Genomic DNA, 15,623 nt, shown 5'->3' with positions numbered 1-15,623 from the left:
AGCGGGAGCAATGACGCCACCTAGTGGTGACGCGGAGGCCCGACAGACCGGTGAGACTTGGGTCACGCATCAACCAACAACGACCACGTCGGAAAGAGGACTGAAGTGACAACCGTCCAGGACACCCGGGAAGCCGTTCTCCCGGACGAGATCGCCCGCCGGATCGTGCTCCCGGAAGGTCACGCCGACCTTCCTTCGCTCTACGCGGCCTACAAGTGGATGCGCGACAACATGCCGGTAGGCAAGGCGGTGGTCGAGGGTTACGACCCGTTGTGGCTGGTCAGCAAGTATTCCGACATTCAGGAGGTGGAGAGCCTGCAGCCGGAGGTGTTCTCCGCCGGCGGCGGCGCCGACCCCGGGGCGCATAACCCCATCTTGGCCAACCAGGCCGGCGACGAGTTCACCAAGAGCCTCCTGGGCGGCAGCCTGCGGTTGATGGACGCACTCCCGTTCCTCGATCCCCCCGAGCACACCACCGTCAAGAACATCGTCTTCGACTACTTCAAGCCGGGCCGGCTCAAGGCCCTCGAGGGCCAGACCCGGGACCTGGCCAACGAGGCCATCGATAAACTCAAGAATCTGTCAGCCGGCGGCAAGCAGATCGACCTCGTCGACGACTGGGCGCTCGGCTACCCACTACACGTGATCATGACGCTGCTCGGGGTACCGTCCTCCGACGAACCGCAGATGATGGCGCTCACCCAGGAGTTCTTCGGCACAGCCGACCCCGAGCACCAGACCGAGAACGTCGACGTCGAGGTCACCCCCGAAGCGATGGCCCAGCAGTTCGCCGCCACCGTGCAGAGCTTCTACAAGTACTTCGACGTCCTCGTCGAAGACCGGCGTGCCAACCCGCGCGATGATCTGGCCACCCTGATCTCGCTGGCCAAGACGCCGGACGGTGAGTATTGGCCGGCCCCGTATGCATACGGTTGGTTCATGGCCATCTGCACAGCTGGCCACGACACCACCTCGGCGACCCTGGCCGGGACGCTGCAGCAGTTGGCCCTGCATCCGGACGTCCTGGCCAGGGTGAAAGCGGACCCGGACCTGATCGGCAAGCTCATTCAGGAAGGTCTGCGCTACGTCGCGCCCGTTAAGCACTTCATGCGCCGCGCGGAGCAGGACTACGAACTCAATGGCCAGCTCATCAGGAAGGGCGACCGGATCATGCCGCTGTTCCAGTCGGCCTGCCGCGACGAGGAGCTGTTCACCGATCCCGACCGGTTCGACATCGACCGTAACCCCAACAACCACATGGCCTTTGGGTTCGGCCCGCACACGTGCGTCGGGCAGCACCTGGCCAAGCTGGAACTGCGGGTGATGTTCGAGCAGCTGCTGCCCCGACTGAACTCCATCGAGGTGCTGGGTCCGGGCAGTGTCACGCACACCAACTTCGTGGGCGGCCTCAAGCACCTTCCCGCGACGGTGCAGGTGTCCTGACCGGGAAAATATGTCCACAGCCAGCGTTCACGAATACACCGCGGACCTGATCGTCCAGCACCGCGGCGCCCCTGCCGAGGGCGTCGTGGTGTTGGACCTCGTCCATCCTGACGGCCAAGAGCTGCCCCGGTGGCACCCCGGCGCCCACATCGACCTCATCCTCGCTGACGGCCTGACCCGCCAGTATTCGTTATGTGGCGATCCCAGCGACTCGACCACATGGCGGGTGGCGGTGCTACTGGACCCGAACAGCCGGGGTGGCTCACAGTACGTGCACGACACGCTCCACGAGGGTCGGTCTGTACAGGTCCGGGGACCGCGGAACCACTTCGCGTTGGTCGACGCCGGGCGCTACCGGTTCATCGCCGGTGGCATCGGCATCACCCCGATCATGGCGATGGCCGAAAGCGTCGAACGTGCCGGGGGCGACTGGACGCTGCTCTACGGTGGGCGCACACGGGCCTCAATGGCGTTCGCGGACGACTTGGCGAACCGTTATCCCGATCGGGTCACCGTCTGGCCGCAGGATGAACATGGCCTGCTGGATCTGGATGCGCTGCTGGGTAGTTCAGAGGAAGGCACCCTGATCTACTGCTGTGGACCAGAGGCGCTGCTGACGGCGGTCGAGGAGCGCTGCGCCCATTGGCCGGAAGGCTCCCTGCACATCGAACGGTTCGCGGCCAAGGCGCCCGCGATCGATCAGCAAGCCAATCCGCTCAGCCGGTTCACAGTGGTGTGCCAACGTTCGGGTGTCACGCTCGATGTGTCGGAGGACGACACGATCCTGGATCTCGTCGAAGCAGCGGGCGTCTCGATCACCACCAGCTGTTATGAGGGTGTGTGCGGAAGCTGTGAGGCGCGCATCGTCGAGGGCGTCGCCGATCACCGCGATTCGGTGCTCGATGCGCAGCAGCGAGAGACCGGTGAGGTCATGCTGATCTGCGTCTCGCGTTCTCGCACCGAGAAGCTCGTGCTCGATCTGTAAACACCTCTCCGACCGGGTGCTGGTATGTCGCCGCGACGGCATCTTCTATCCCGTTTTGGCCTAACCATAATAACAATTGAAATCTCGACCAGTTTCTGGGACAGTATTGCGTGACAGCGATCACAATGCAGCCCAGGAGGTACTGGATGTCACCGATTGACTACCGCCAGCTCTACATCGGCGGCCACTGGCGCGATGCGGCCACGTCGGCGACGATCGATGTGCAGTCGCCCAGCACCGAAGACATCATCGGTTCGGTACCGCGTGGTAGTGAGGCTGACATCGACGCCGCGGTCGCGGCAGCCCGCGCGGCGTTCGACGACCCGGACGGCTGGTCCACCTGGCATCCCAAACTGCGCGCCGAGGTGCTGGAGAAGTTCGCCGCCGAACTCGAGGCCCGCGGCCCGGAAACCGCGGCCCGGGTTTCCATGCAGAACGGCATGCCCATCTGGCTGGCTCAACAGTTCGAGGCCGGCTTCCCCCCGCTGCTGCTGCGCTACTACAGCGAGGTGATGAATGGCGCCCCAATCGAGGAGGAGCGAGCCGGCATGCTCGGCGGCACCGCGTTGGTCTCACGCCAGCCGATCGGGGTAGTCGGAGCGATCGTGCCGTGGAACGTCCCGCAGGGTATTTCGTTCCTCAAGATCGCCCCGGCACTGGCCGCCGGCTGCACGGTGGTCCTCAAGCCGGCGGAGGAAACTGTTCTCGACGCCTTCCTGATGGCCGAGGCAGCTGCTGCGGCAGGCCTGCCACCTGGGGTGCTCAATGTGGTTCCCGGCGGTCGCGACGTCGGCGCCTACCTGGTCGCCCATCCCGGCGTCGACAAGGTGTCCTTCACCGGGTCCACGGTGGCCGGCCGTGCCATCGCCGAAACCTGCGGCCGTCTCCTGCGGCCGGTGACCCTGGAGCTGGGCGGGAAGTCTGCGGCCATCGTGCTCGACGATGCCGACATCGCCGGTTCCATTGAATCGTTTTTCGGAGCGACACTGCTCAACAACGGTCAGATCTGCTGGCTGAACACCCGCGTCCTGGCACCGCGCAACCGCTACGCCGACATCGTCGACACCATCACCGCCCTGGCGAGCGAACTGACCATCGGCGATCCACTCGACCCCGCAACCAAGATTGGCCCCCTGGTGTCCAGACGGCAACGTGAGCGGGTAGAGGGATACATCGCCAAGGGCAAGCAGGAGGCGCGCCTGACCACCGGAGGTGCCCGGCCGGCCGGTATGAGCCGCGGCTGGTTCGTGGAACCGACGGTCTTCGCCGACGTCGACAACAATGCCGTAATCGCCCGCGAAGAAATCTTCGGGCCGGTACTGTCGGTCATCCCTTATTCCGACGAGGCCGAGGCCATCTCCATCGCGAACGACAGCGTCTACGGACTGGGCGGTTCAGTGTGGTCGTCCGACAGTGCACGCGCCGCCAACGTGGCGCGTAAGGTCCGCTCGGGCACCGTCGGTGTCAACCACTACGTCAACGAACCGGTCGCCCCGTTCGGTGGGGTCAAGGACAGCGGTATGGGCCGCGAACTGGGACCTGAGGGCCTTGCCGCATTCCAGGTTTACAAGACGATCTACCTGCCGCCGGCCCAGTGAGGAGGACCATGACAACCGAACAGCCGCAGACCGACGTTACCGAATGCGTCGAGCGCACTCGCGAAATCATCAGCGCCGCTGCGGCTTTGCTCGCCGACGGCGGCCTGGCCGTTCCGTTGGACTGGGACCTCAACACCAGCGACAGCGCGTTGAATTCGGCCCGATGTGCGCTGGCCGAGCGTCTGGCGGATGAGCAGGAGCGGGCGTCGGCGGCTCAAGCTACCGCTCTGATGCTGAAATCCGTTGCCGTCCAAGTTGATGTCAAGGACGCACTCCTGCAACGGCGGGTGGACGTCGCGACCGGAACCCGCGAAGCCGTCTCCGCCCTTCGCAACGCTCCATCGGCCTCCGCTCTTGCCGAGCGCGCACCGGTCGAGGTGCGTCGGATCGGCTTCCGCCGGGCCTTGTTCTCCCGAATCGAAGAAGGCACCTGGCTCGCCCGCTCCGGCTTCGCCATCGACGATCCCGAGTTCGGCGGGGCTCTGGTGGAGATCGGCCGAACGCACCCCCGCCGGCTCAACGGCCCGCTGCTCGAGAGCGAAATGGTGCGTCGGGGCGTACCGATAGTGATATCCGATCCGCAAACCAATCCACGGGTCCACACCGAGTTCATCAAATTCAGCGGCACCACAAGTTACGTCGCCGCCCCGGTACTCGCCTGGGGTGAGCCGGTGGCGATGATCCATGCCGACCGTGATGGGGACAGCGAGGTGGACGAGTTCGACCGGTGCATTCTCGGCACGTACGCCGAGGGCCTGGGCCTCGCAATCGAGCGGGCACAGCTGATGGAGCGACTGCAAGCGGTGCGCCAGGCGACATCAGACTACGTCGCCGGGGTACGGGCGATCGCCGATGATTTCACCGCTGACGTAGTGGATACCGCCGCCCTCAATCTGGAGTCTGTCGACGACCCGGTACACCCCCGCATGCTGATCGACGATCGCGGTGATCGGCTCACTCTTCGCGAGTGGGACGTACTGCGAAACTTGGCCTCCGGCAAAACAAACGCCCAGATTGCCACCGGGCTGTTCGTCACCGAAGGCACGGTCAAGTCACACGTCAAGCACATCCTGCGAAAGCTTGGTGCCACCAACCGAACTGAAGCAGTCGCCCGTTACCATCGGATGATCTCGTCAACCGGCGCGCACGCCGGTTGACGAGACGCATCACTCAAAATCGAATGACACCGCGGATATTGCGGCCCGCGAGCATGTCGTCATAACCCTTGTTGATGTCCTCTAGGCGGTACTCACGGGTGATCAACTCGTCGAGTTTGAGTTCCCCAAGGTTGTACATCTCCAGATAGCGGGGGATGTCGTGGCGCGGGTTCGAGGAGCCGAACAGCGATCCGTGGATGGACTTCTCGTAGAGGGTCAGCTCGAACAGGGAGCCGCTCATGGTCAATTCCGTGGGGTGTCCGATCGCGGTGACAATGACCTTGCCGCGGCGGCCGACCAGGCTCAAGGCCTCGGCGATATAGGCGCTCTCCGCAGTATCTGTGGTGATGACGCAGGCATCGGCCATCACCCCGCGGGTCAGATCGGTGATGAGAGCCAAGGCCTCGGGAACGTCGGCGACCGCATGCGTGGCGCCGAAAATCTTCGCCTGCTCGCGCTTGAATTCCACTGGGTCGATCGCGATGATGTGCCGCGCGCCTGCGCTCTTGGCACCCTGTAGCGCGTTGGCTCCGATACCACCAATGCCCATCACCACTACGGCGTCGCCGGGACGGACGTCGGCCGTCCTCACCACGCTGCCGAAACCGGTTGGAACGCAACATCCGATGACCGCGGCCCGATCCAACGGGCTGCCGTCGTCGACCTTGACCACCGACGCCATCGGCACCACCGTGTATTCGGAAAACGTTCCGAGCAGGCACATCTGGCCAAGGCCTTTGTCTTTGGCGTGGAATCGATAGGTACCGTCGAGCTGGGGTCCTTGGATGATCTGGGCACCGAGGTCGCACAGGTTGGTCATGCCGCGGGCACAGTGCGAACACTTGCCGCAGGCGGGCAGGAAGCTGAGCACCACCGAGTCGCCTACGGCCACATCGGTGACGCCAGGCCCCACCTCAGCGACGACTCCGGCGCCCTCATGGCCCCCCACGTAGGGCAAGGACACCGGGATGTCGCCGGTGACCAAATGGTGGTCAGAATGACACAGACCGCTGGCGGTCAGCTTGACCATCACTTCGCCAGCCTTGGGAGGGTCGAGTTCGACCTCCTCGACCTCCCATTGTCCTCCGAGTTCCCACAGCACCGCAGCCTTCGTCCGCACAGCCACACCCTTTCCCTAGGTCTGGCTAGATCGTGACCTCTGACACCACGACGGCACATCTTCCGAAAGGGTCATTTGCGGGCAGATTTCCGTGTTACCGCTGACCACCAGGGAATCGTCAGAAGTACCGGGGGTACCTACTCCAATCCGGATCACGCTTCTCGAGAAAGGCGTCTCGGCCTTCGACGGCCTCGTCTGTCATATACGCCAACCTCGTAGCTTCACTGGCGAAGATCTGCTGACCGACAAGTCCGTCATCGAGGAGATTGAATGCGAACTTCAGCATCCGCTGGGCCTGAGGCGACTTTCCGTTGACCTTGGCAGCCCACTGCAGACCCACATTCTCCAGTTCCGCGTGGTCTACCACTCGGTTGACCGCGCCCATCTGGTGCATCTCCTCAGCGGTGTAGGGCTCACCGAGAAAGAAGATCTCGCGGGCGAACTTCTGACCTACCTGCTTGGCCAGATACGCACTGCCGTAACCGCCGTCGAAACTACCGACGTCGGCGTCGGTCTGCTTGAACCGGGCATGCTCACGACTGGCCAACGTAAGGTCGCACGTGACGTGCAGACTGTGCCCACCACCAGCGGCCCAGCCGTTGACAAGGCAGATCACCACCTTGGGCATGAATCGGATCAACCGCTGCACCTCCATGATGTGCAGCCGTCCCGCCCGGGCAACGTCGACGGTGTCCGCGGTCTCCCCCGCCGCGTATTGATATCCGCTACGTCCACGGATGCGCTGATCGCCGCCTGAGCAGAATGCCCATCCGCCGTCCTTGGGGGACGGCCCATTTCCGGTCAGCAGCACGACGCCCACGTCCGGCCACATCCGGGCATGATCGAGAACACGGTAGAGCTCGTCGACGCTGTGCGGCCGAAATGCATTGCGGACCTCGGGTCGATCGAAAGCCACCCGAACCGTCGGCTGGGGTACACCGTCAAGCACATGACGGTGATAGGTGATGTCGGTCAGGTCGCCGAAGCCTTCGACAGATCGCCAGAGTGATTGGTCAAATGGGTTGTGGGACATGGTCAATATGGTAGGACCTGTCAGCGGAGAAGTTCGCCGGCACCCGAAAGATCCCTCTTACGAAGGAATGATTTCCGTAGCCAGCGCGGGACCAATTACACTCTGGCCCCGATCTTTTGCACGATCCAACGACACTGCCTCACGCCGAGGGGGCGAGCTGACACTCCTGGTCGGCAGAGCGTTTGAGATCCTGCAGCATGAACCAGGTCGTGCCGGCGATATAGGCACCCCACACGACCACCGGCATGTAGAAGGCCAGCAATCCGTGGTAGGCAAAGGGCCCGCTCTTGAAGAAGGCCGGACCCGACGCAGTGATGATCGACACCGCGCCAGCGAGCGTCAGCCAGGTGAACCAGCGCGGGATCAGCGGTTGCGGTCGGTCGTCCATCAACTCGACAACACCGGTGGCGACCATCTCGAAGGTGAGATATATCCAGCCGAGCAGGAACGCGAACCACGCCCAGTCGTACCAGGATTGGATAACATCAGAACCAGTTTCCGGACGGTAGGCCGCGACGATCCATGCGCAGCAATTGAAGAAGATGATCAACGAGATGAATACACCGCAGACGGCCGTGGTGATCGACCACAACGGATGCCTGCCCTCGACTCGAGACAGCATGATGCCAAAGACAATCGAGCCGGGCGTCAGGAATCCAGCCGCGATGTAGAACAGCGTGCAACCCACGATCACGCCCCAGCGATGCGTCTCGGTGAACCACACCTTGGTGGCATCCAATCCGAGATCGGCCCGGGCAGGAGCGATGAAGTGCGCGATCCCCAACCACCCGATCACCGTCAAGGCGAGGAAGATCCAGTTACACCACAATCCGATCTTGAGCGAGCCCCCTTTGGCGATGGCAGGCATGAAATCTCACTTTCTCAGCAGCGCTGTCAGTTCCAGCCGGAACCGGCATCTCGCCGCGCGCGACCACGAGGCTGTGTCCCGATCTGATCGTGAACGAGCCTTGCTCCAAGGACAACACCCGGAGGTGACGAATTTTCTCCCTCCTCCGGGGGACAGTGCCTCGCCGCCAGGTCATGGCGACCACGAGGAACACGTGAACGTTTCAGCGGCATCAAGGAAGGACTGCGCCAACCGCGAATCGCCGGTCGCGCCAGATCACTTGGTGTCCGCTCAGTGATGACCGCTGCGTCGACGAACTCAGTGCCGACCACAGGCACGTTGAGACCCTCTCCAGCGGAAGCGGTGGCCAGTACTCGCGGGACTGGCACCGACGTGCGCGCCAAGGCAATGACCAACCGCGCCTCGCGGAGCACATCGTGCGCACCAGGGCGGTGTGGGCGGCGGGGTGGGCGCCTCACCACCGCCTGACGTTCGCCGTCGGACACCAGATACGTGAGCGGTCGGCCAGGTAGCAGCCCAGTGCGGACAACTCAGCTAGCGACTACGACCACGTCATCGTTGGTCCGGCGATTCCACGAGTTGATCGAGATAAGCACCGGTCCAGTGTGTTTCGAACTGTTCAGCGCCCAGGACACCATCGATACTCGCCACACAGGCAGCCTCCCGAATCACAGTGCGCGCACGGTCCTGACTGAACAGGTCGACGACTCCGAAGACGTCCAGGACAAGATCCGTCCGTCCCCCTTCGACGTCGATCAGTGCCGCGGATAGCCGTTGTTGCCGCATCGATGCGTCATAGGTGGCGCGTTGATCGATCGAGGCGACGGGTACGACCCGCCCTTCTAGGGCAACATATCCAGCGAATCCCTCTCTCCCTTGGCAATCCAGATCCAGCCGTTCACGGCGAAGCCCGCCGGCGTATAGACAACGAACCACTTCCAGTGTTGTGGCACCGCCCAGTCGCGCACACCCCAGGAGTGATCGCGATGACCGAGTCCGTCCAGCTCAACCCGCCGACTGCCCACGGTGATGTGGCCACGCAATCGGCCGGTCTGCTCCATCCGATTGCGCGCAAACCAGACGGGCAGACCGTCAGGATTGAGGTGGTAGCTGAAAGCGTCGTGGATTCGGTGGAGTTCACATTCCAGTGCGACCTCATCCTGGCGGAACGCCAGCAGACACGACTGCAGTGGCTCGGGCTGACGCAGCGTGAGGCCATCGAAGGTCAGGTCATCGAAGTCGGCCTACACAGGGAGCCGGCCAGACCCCAACTTCAGCACCAACGGATCCGGGTTCGAGCCCCAGACCACGACGTTGTAGCCGACCCGGCCGCTGCCCGTCGCGTAGAGGTACACCTGCACGCCAAGTCGTTCTTCCGGAACCACCATCTCCCAGAACAGGCTGTCTCGCATTCTGCCGCCCGGCTCGGGACGATGTCGCAAGTCATCCTCGGGGCGGAGAAAACCGAGATCATCGGTTACCGGCACCCGCGATGACGTCGCAACCCGATGCTGGACTGCACCGTCGCGCTCGCCCCCCGGTGTTCCCGTCATCGTCCAATCGTCGCCGTGGCGGTGACTTGCGTACGTCGTCCTTGAGAGCACTTGTGCTCACCCTTTCGGAGGAGCGCCGCGCCGCGAACCTCAGCCACGGCCCGGCGTCGGCGTCGTCTGCGCCTCTGTCAGGACTGCGCGTAACCCAGTGTTTCCGCGGCAGGCTGGGCAATCTCTCAGTCCGTCCCGCAAGGTATGGCGACGTGACTGCCTGCTGGCAGCCCTGATCTGGTCTTCCGTACGCCCTGGGTCCTCCTGACCGACGCTTCGACTTCGAAGGTAATGACGCTCTGGCAAAAACTCTTAGCGACCTGTTAGCGCTGCAAGGGCCCGGCCTTAATTTCCGCCCCTACCTTTGACCTCATGTTGATCGATGTTCGATGGCTTCAGTACCTGCTGAAGCGGCCTGCCCACAAGTAAGCCCCACCGTCGCCCCAACGTGGCACGCGTTGATCGCGCCCACGTCACTCGAGACATTTCCTACCCGTCACCATCTCCCCTGCGCCGAACCGCGGTTGTCATGGCGCCCGGCGGGTCAGTCGGTGATAGAGCCCGGCAGCTTCGGTCCGGTTCGAGGCGCCCAACTTGCGCAAGATTCGCTTGACGTGCACCTTGACCGTGTTCTCCGTCAGAAATAGCGCCGCCGCGATCTGCGCGTTGGTTTTACCCAGGGCAATACTGCGCAACACATCCCACTCCCGCAGCGAGAGGCGATCGATGGCGGGTTCGGTGCCGGCCAATGACGACACCGCGGCCAACCGGACCTGGGGCGCCGCAGAACCTTGCTCGTCCACCCGGTGGCCGAACGAGGCCGACGCGTCATTGATCGCCCGCAACCGGTCGGCGAGCTGTGCCCGTTCCATCGCCAGACCCAGGCCGCAGGCGTAGAGCCCGAGTAGGCGCCGGTCGACTTCTTCGATGCCGGGGTCGGGATACCGGTCAGCATGGATCATGCCGATCGGCTGCCCCCACACGAGCACCGGCGCGGCGACGTAATCGGTGGCACAGGTGAACAGGGCCAGTCTGCGGTAGGCCCGCGGATTGGTTTGCGCGTCACGCACCAGGATCGGGGTTCCGGTGAACAGCATCTCGGACTCCATCAGCTGCCCCGACAGCCGACGCGAGTGAGCGGTTCCGAAGGCCACCACCTGGTCGGCGAAATCCGCGTCATGAACCGCATGCGCGTGCTGGGTCAACCAGATTCCGTGATCTACTCGCGAGAACAACGCGCGGCTGAATCCCATCAGGGTCGCCGCCTCTGGTGCCAGTGCACACACGTCGTCAGCGGACGAGGCCGAGATGAGTTTGTGAACGGCCTGCTGCACACCACCGACCGCATTGTTCAGGTCAACGAGCGCCCGCTCAGGCAGCTCCGCCCACCCGGGGTTGGCGCCGCCGACAACGGCCGGTAGGTGGCTGAGCGCAGTTGCGCTGGACGCTTCAGCCACCCCATCGAGACGACCGATCATCGCTGTAAGCCTACTCGCACTGCTCAAATATGTCTATGACCAGTACGTCCGATTGACGCGCTCTTTCTATCATTTGCGCATTAAAACGCCATCTGTATCCCGTATATGTACTCTCGTGATACGTATTCATCTGAGGCACTGGTCGATCTGAGAAGATGTTTGCGGTCGACTGACAGGAAGGGGTACCCCATGCAGACCGACGCCCCGGCCGTCAAACGTAGACCCAAGGACCGCAAAGAACAGATCCTCGAGCAGGCCGTGCAGCTGTTCACCGAACGCGGCTTCCATTCGGTCAAGCTCGAGGACATCGCCGAGGCGGCCGGCGTCACGGCCCGCGCGCTCTACCGGCATTACGACAACAAGCAGGCGCTGCTGGCGGCCGTGATCCGCACCGCGCAGGAGAACTATCTGCATGCCCGCGAGCCCGACGGCCCGCGTGGCGACGTCCCTGCCCGTCCCCTGGATGCCGAACTTCCGGAGCTGATCGCCGCGGCCATCGCCACCCGTGCGCTGACCGTGCTGTGGCAGCGCGAAGCGCGCTACCTCAACGAGGTCGACCGTGCCGAGGTGCGCAGCCGAATCAATGCCATCGTCGCCGGCATGGAAGCCAGCGTGCGATTGGAGTTTCCCGAACTCAGCCCGCGCCATTCGGAGCTGCGAGCATGGGCGGTCTCCAGCACGATGACCAGCCTGGGCCGACACCACCTCACCCTGCCGCGCGACGACCTCACCGAACTGCTGCGCCGGGCTTGCACCGCGGCCGCCCGAACGCCCGTCGTGGGCGAACTGGAACCGATCGAAGACCCAGCCGCCACCGACCGGGCACTGTTCTCCCGGCATGAGACATTGTTGGCCGCCGGTGCCCGGCTCTTTCGCGCCCAAGGCTTTCCGGCCGTGAGCACCACCGACATCGGCAAGAGGGTCGGAATTGCCGGCCCCGGCCTGTACCGGTCGTTCTCCTCCAAGCAAGCGATTCTCGACACCCTGCTCACCCGGTTCGACGAATGGTCGGCCTTGGAATGCATCCGGGTGGCCCGCGTGGATACCGACGTGTCGGAGACCCTGCGCGGGGTGGTCGCGGGTCGGGTGCGGATTTCGCTGGAGAATCCCGACCTGGTGGCGGTATCGATCACCGAGTTGCCCTATGCCTCCGCGGAGATCCGCGAGGTCTTCGTCCGCAACCAGTCCGACCGCGATGCCCTGTGGATCGACCTGTTGCGCAAGGCCGTTCCGGCGACGGGCACCGCTGAGGCACGTCTTCTGGTCTCCGCGGCGGTGGGTTTCATCGAGGACGTCGCGCGGACCTGGCACCTGACCCAGCGCACCGGCGTCGCCGACGAGATGACCGCGATCGCGATGTCGATCCTGACCAGTCAGGCCGAGCAGGGCTGAACGCATCACCACAACGCCGCGACGGTCCCGCCGTCCGCCAGTTGGGCGGTGCCGTTGACCATGGCGGCGTCGTCGGACAGCAGAAACGCCACTACCCCCGCCATTTCCTCGGGACCGGCCATCCTGCCCTGCAGCCGGCCGATCATCCCGGAGGCGCCGCCTTCCCCGAGCGCCTCGTCGAACATCGTCATTGCCGTCTGCTGCATCGTGGTATCGACGAACGCCGGTAGCAGCGCGTTGGAACGGATGTTGGCCGACCGCAATTCGGCCGCGGTGACGCGGCTGAGGTGGATGATGCCCGCCTTCGACATCCCGTAAGCCGATGTTCCCGCCGCGCCCACCAGTCCACCGAGCGACGACATGTTGACGATCGCTCCCCCACCACGCTCGACCATGCGCGGTGCCGCATGCTTGGTGCACAGCCAGGCACCGCGGAGGTTGATCCGCATGATCCGGTCGAAGTCCTCGACCGTGGTCTCCAGCAACGGCGCGAAGTGGACCACGCCGGCGTTGGCCACCAATTTGTCCACACCGCCGAAGGATTCGACGCACGCCCCCACCATGGCGACCACCTGATCTTCGTCGGCGACGTCCGCCCGGTGGGCGACGGCACCGCCGCCGATCTTCGTGGCGGCCGCTTGCGCCGCGTCGCCGTCGATGTCCGCGCACAGTACCCGGGCACCTTCGTCGGCCAGCCGCTGGGCGATCGCCAGGCCGATCCCGGCCCCTGCTCCGGTGACGATCGCGGCCTTGCCGGCCAGGTCGGGGTGGGCCATCCTGCTACCTCATGTCCTGTTGCGTGGGAGCGCTTCTCATCCGGCGGCCGATCGCGCTGGCCGATACGACTCGACACGCAATCCATGCTCGCGTATCGCACCGAATATCAGTAGCCCGAGTTCCGGTGCGTCGTCGTCGAGTCTGACCGTGTACACGCCCAGGTCGCGCAGGATCCAGGCGACCGTCTGCGACACCCACTCCGCGTCTGCTGCCGCGTCGGTGAACACCCCGCACGTGCGCATACCGGGCGGCCGCAGGTAGACGATCAGGCCCGAACCCGACGTCGTCATCCCGGCCACGGCGGCATTGAGGTCCCGGCCGCAGCGGCAGGCCGTCGACCCGAACACATCACCGGTGAGGCATTCAATGTGCACATGCAGCGGCATGGGCGAGTCGGCTCCGGCGGGCCCGGCCAGTATCGCGAGGTGCTCGCCGTCGTCGCGGACATCCCGGTAGCCGAGCGCGCGGAAACTACCAGCAGCGGCCGGTAGCGCGGTCTCCGCGCAACGCATGACCTGCGGTTCCAGCCGGCGCCGGTACGCGGCGATCTCGGCGATCGACACCATCGGCAGCCGGTGCGTCGCGGCGAATGCCGACAGCTCGTCGGTATCGGCCATCGTGGACGGATGGCGTTGCGAGACAAGCTCACACAACACACCCGAGGGTCGCCGACCGGCGAGGGCAGCCAGGTCGATCGCCGCTTCTGCCCCGCCTGCGCGGGCACCGAGGACGCCATGCAGCCCGGCCAGCACCGGCACCACGTGCCCGGGTCGGCGGAAATCTGCGGCAGTGGCGTCGGCATCTGCCAGGGTCGCGATGGTGCGGGCCCGATCGGTCGCCGAGATCCCGGTGCCCACGTCAACGGCGTCGACCGCAACACGGTGCGCCGCCGTGGCTGCTGAGGCCGTCGGCTGCTGGCACACCGGAGGCAGGTCGAGTCGCTCGCAGTCCCCGGCCGGCAGGGCCACCCGGACATAGCCCGAGGTGTGCCGCACCGTGAAGGCGAGCAACGCCGGCGTTGCGGCATCGGCCGCGTACATCAGGTAACCCTGGGCGGCAACCTCGTCGACCACCACCACCGCGCGTCCCATCGCCACTGCCGAGATGGCCCGGCGCACGCGCCCGTGCGCGGTCCTCATCTGCACTCCTCCCCGACGGCAGCCAGCTCCACTAACGCAGCCCACCCAGGAAGTCGAGCAGCAGCCGGTTGGTCTCCTTGGGCTCTTCCTGCTGAATCCAGTGCCCCACATCGGCGATCATGTGGGTGCCGCAGTAGTTCGGCATCACCTCGTGGGCACGTTCGACGGCCTCGGCTCCCCAGATGGTGCCGACGTCATACTGGCCGCCGATGAACAGCGCGGGCGGGGTCAACGGCGTGCCCTCCTGGTCGGCCAGATCATGCCAGTCGTTGTCGATGTTGTGATAGAAGCTCAGCGGCCCGCCGAACCCGGAACGCTCGAATTCGGCTGTGTAGAAGTCCAAGTCGGCCTCGGTGAACCAGTCCGGCATCGGATCGGGATACACGAAGGCATCCTTGAGCCGTGCCCCCTGCTCCATACACAGCGGCCCCGAGCGGATCACCTCGATCGGATCCATCGCCGCGAGGTCGACACTTGCTGCCACCGCCGCCTCGGTGGCAGCGATCGCGGGCTGCCCGGAGACGGTGTAGGTCAGACCCAGCAGCCAGCCGCGCAGGTCCTCCTCGATCTCGGCGATGACGGCATCCTGCTCGGAGAAGTAGTCCTGGTACCAGACCTTGCCCGGGCCGGCCAATTCCAGGTGATAGTCATTGGGCCGGCGCTCGCCGAACGGGCTTCCTGGCAAGCCGATCACCCCGCGACCGGCAAACGGAACGCTGATCCCGACCACACCCCGGCAGCGCTCCGGATGCAACCACGCGAACGTCCAGGCGACCGGAGCGCCCCAGTCGTGGCCGACCACCACGGCCTGCTCCTCCCCGTAGGCGTCGATCACCCCGACGATGTCGCCGACCAATTCCTTGATGCGGTAGGCGGTTTGAACGCGGTACTTGGAGGAGCGGCCGTACCCGCGCTGATCGATGGCCACCACCCGATAGCCCGCGTTGGCGAGAGCGGGGATCTGGTGGCGCCACGAGTACCACGATTCGGGGAAACCGTGCACCAGGATCACCAGGGGACCTTCCCCCTCTTCCACGGCGTGGATGCGGGTGCCGCGGCAGTTCAACATCTGGTGGATCATGTCGTTCC

16 protein-coding genes are annotated in these 15,623 nt (G+C 64.7%); 5 read left to right on the top strand and 11 right to left on the bottom strand.

Features of this window, described 5'->3' with window-relative positions; translation table 11 throughout:
• Positions 1-105: 105 nt before the first annotated feature.
• The 4 genes from G6N35_RS00780 (at position 106) to G6N35_RS00765 (ending at position 5,183) form a co-directional block, all read left to right on the top strand.
• Positions 106-1,443 carry a cytochrome P450 gene (locus G6N35_RS00780; RefSeq protein ID WP_163802366.1) on the top strand — a complete coding sequence of 446 codons (1,338 nt, stop codon included), beginning with the start codon at positions 106-108 and terminating at the stop codon, positions 1,441-1,443.
• A 10-nt stretch (positions 1,444-1,453) separates the two neighbouring features.
• Complete coding sequence (locus G6N35_RS00775) at positions 1,454-2,428, top strand: PDR/VanB family oxidoreductase (RefSeq protein WP_163802365.1); 975 nt, start codon at positions 1,454-1,456, stop codon at positions 2,426-2,428.
• A 146-nt stretch (positions 2,429-2,574) separates the two neighbouring features.
• Positions 2,575-4,026 carry an aldehyde dehydrogenase gene (locus G6N35_RS00770; RefSeq protein ID WP_163802364.1) on the top strand — a complete coding sequence of 484 codons (1,452 nt, stop codon included), beginning with the start codon at positions 2,575-2,577 and terminating at the stop codon, positions 4,024-4,026.
• A gap of 8 nt (positions 4,027-4,034) precedes the next feature.
• Entirely contained in the window at positions 4,035-5,183 is a 1,149-nt protein-coding gene (locus G6N35_RS00765; protein ID WP_163802363.1) for a LuxR C-terminal-related transcriptional regulator, read from the top strand.
• Between the two features lie 13 nt (positions 5,184-5,196).
• Here G6N35_RS00765 and G6N35_RS00760 read toward each other — a convergent pair whose 3' ends face one another.
• From G6N35_RS00760 to G6N35_RS00730, 8 genes are all read right to left on the bottom strand, one after another.
• Positions 5,197-6,303 (bottom strand): NDMA-dependent alcohol dehydrogenase, encoded by a 1,107-nt coding sequence (locus tag G6N35_RS00760; RefSeq protein WP_163807385.1) that lies wholly within the window; start codon positions 6,301-6,303, stop codon positions 5,197-5,199.
• Between the two features lie 118 nt (positions 6,304-6,421).
• Positions 6,422-7,336 carry a 1,4-dihydroxy-2-naphthoyl-CoA synthase gene (locus tag G6N35_RS00755; protein ID WP_163802362.1) on the bottom strand — a complete coding sequence of 305 codons (915 nt, stop codon included), beginning with the start codon at positions 7,334-7,336 and terminating at the stop codon, positions 6,422-6,424.
• 139 nt (positions 7,337-7,475) lie between these two features.
• Positions 7,476-8,204, bottom strand: coding sequence for a hypothetical protein (locus tag G6N35_RS00750; RefSeq protein ID WP_163802361.1), 729 nt, complete (start codon positions 8,202-8,204; stop codon positions 7,476-7,478).
• 26 nt (positions 8,205-8,230) lie between these two features.
• Entirely contained in the window at positions 8,231-8,689 is a 459-nt protein-coding gene (locus G6N35_RS00745) for a phosphotransferase (RefSeq protein WP_281356948.1), read from the bottom strand.
• 67 nt (positions 8,690-8,756) lie between these two features.
• On the bottom strand, positions 8,757-9,140 hold the full coding sequence (locus tag G6N35_RS27810; RefSeq protein WP_456093984.1) for a DUF7064 domain-containing protein: 384 nt from the start codon (positions 9,138-9,140) through the stop codon (positions 8,757-8,759).
• Positions 9,047-9,265, bottom strand: coding sequence for a DUF7064 domain-containing protein (locus G6N35_RS00740; protein WP_163802360.1), 219 nt, complete (start codon positions 9,263-9,265; stop codon positions 9,047-9,049). The genes G6N35_RS27810 and G6N35_RS00740 overlap by 94 nt, the downstream gene beginning before the upstream one ends.
• A 183-nt stretch (positions 9,266-9,448) precedes the next feature.
• On the bottom strand, positions 9,449-9,757 hold the full coding sequence (locus tag G6N35_RS00735; protein ID WP_163802359.1) for a hypothetical protein: 309 nt from the start codon (positions 9,755-9,757) through the stop codon (positions 9,449-9,451).
• A gap of 518 nt (positions 9,758-10,275) precedes the next feature.
• On the bottom strand, positions 10,276-11,226 hold the full coding sequence (locus G6N35_RS00730) for a LuxR C-terminal-related transcriptional regulator (RefSeq protein ID WP_163802358.1): 951 nt from the start codon (positions 11,224-11,226) through the stop codon (positions 10,276-10,278).
• Between the two features lie 189 nt (positions 11,227-11,415).
• Here G6N35_RS00730 and G6N35_RS00725 point away from each other — a divergent pair, with 189 nt between their 5' ends.
• Positions 11,416-12,618: a TetR/AcrR family transcriptional regulator gene (locus tag G6N35_RS00725; protein WP_163802357.1), complete on the top strand. Its 1,203-nt coding sequence runs from the start codon at positions 11,416-11,418 to the stop codon at positions 12,616-12,618.
• A 5-nt stretch (positions 12,619-12,623) separates the two neighbouring features.
• On the opposite strand, the gene G6N35_RS00720 is transcribed toward G6N35_RS00725, so the two are convergent.
• The 3 genes from G6N35_RS00720 to G6N35_RS00710 are packed head-to-tail and all read right to left on the bottom strand — an operon-like array spanning position 12,624 to position 15,615.
• A complete protein-coding gene (locus tag G6N35_RS00720; protein WP_163802356.1) occupies positions 12,624-13,394 on the bottom strand; it encodes an SDR family oxidoreductase in 771 nt (256 codons plus the stop codon).
• 36 nt (positions 13,395-13,430) lie between these two features.
• Complete coding sequence (locus tag G6N35_RS00715; protein ID WP_163802355.1) at positions 13,431-14,534, bottom strand: 3,4-dihydroxy-2-butanone-4-phosphate synthase; 1,104 nt, start codon at positions 14,532-14,534, stop codon at positions 13,431-13,433.
• Between the two features lie 31 nt (positions 14,535-14,565).
• A complete protein-coding gene (locus G6N35_RS00710; RefSeq protein ID WP_163802354.1) occupies positions 14,566-15,615 on the bottom strand; it encodes an alpha/beta fold hydrolase in 1,050 nt (349 codons plus the stop codon).
• Between the last annotated feature and the right edge of the window lie 8 nt (positions 15,616-15,623).

The organism is Mycolicibacterium anyangense (assembly GCF_010731855.1).
GTDB lineage: Bacteria > Actinomycetota > Actinomycetes > Mycobacteriales > Mycobacteriaceae > Mycobacterium > Mycobacterium anyangense.
The sequence above is the reverse complement of the archived record's forward strand: the minus strand, read 5'-3'. Positions and strand labels throughout refer to the sequence as shown.

Excerpts from the sequence above, each read along its gene's own strand:
- G6N35_RS00765 (WP_163802363.1), top strand. The coding sequence starts at position 4,035 with ATGACAACCGAACAGCCGCAGACCGACGTTACCGAATGCGTCGAGCGC.
- G6N35_RS00750 (WP_163802361.1), bottom strand. The coding sequence starts at position 8,204 with ATGCCTGCCATCGCCAAAGGGGGCTCGCTCAAGATCGGATTGTGGTGT.
- G6N35_RS00740 (WP_163802360.1), bottom strand. The coding sequence starts at position 9,265 with ATGGAGCAGACCGGCCGATTGCGTGGCCACATCACCGTGGGCAGTCGG.
- G6N35_RS00755 (WP_163802362.1), bottom strand. The coding sequence starts at position 7,336 with ATGTCCCACAACCCATTTGACCAATCACTCTGGCGATCTGTCGAAGGC.
- G6N35_RS00775 (WP_163802365.1), top strand. The coding sequence starts at position 1,454 with ATGTCCACAGCCAGCGTTCACGAATACACCGCGGACCTGATCGTCCAG.
- G6N35_RS00715 (WP_163802355.1), bottom strand. The coding sequence starts at position 14,534 with ATGAGGACCGCGCACGGGCGCGTGCGCCGGGCCATCTCGGCAGTGGCG.
- G6N35_RS00770 (WP_163802364.1), top strand. The coding sequence starts at position 2,575 with ATGTCACCGATTGACTACCGCCAGCTCTACATCGGCGGCCACTGGCGC.
- G6N35_RS00710 (WP_163802354.1), bottom strand. The coding sequence starts at position 15,615 with ATGATCCACCAGATGTTGAACTGCCGCGGCACCCGCATCCACGCCGTG.
- G6N35_RS00735 (WP_163802359.1), bottom strand. The coding sequence starts at position 9,757 with ATGACGGGAACACCGGGGGGCGAGCGCGACGGTGCAGTCCAGCATCGG.
- G6N35_RS00725 (WP_163802357.1), top strand. The coding sequence starts at position 11,416 with ATGCAGACCGACGCCCCGGCCGTCAAACGTAGACCCAAGGACCGCAAA.
- G6N35_RS00730 (WP_163802358.1), bottom strand. The coding sequence starts at position 11,226 with ATGATCGGTCGTCTCGATGGGGTGGCTGAAGCGTCCAGCGCAACTGCG.
- G6N35_RS00720 (WP_163802356.1), bottom strand. The coding sequence starts at position 13,394 with ATGGCCCACCCCGACCTGGCCGGCAAGGCCGCGATCGTCACCGGAGCA.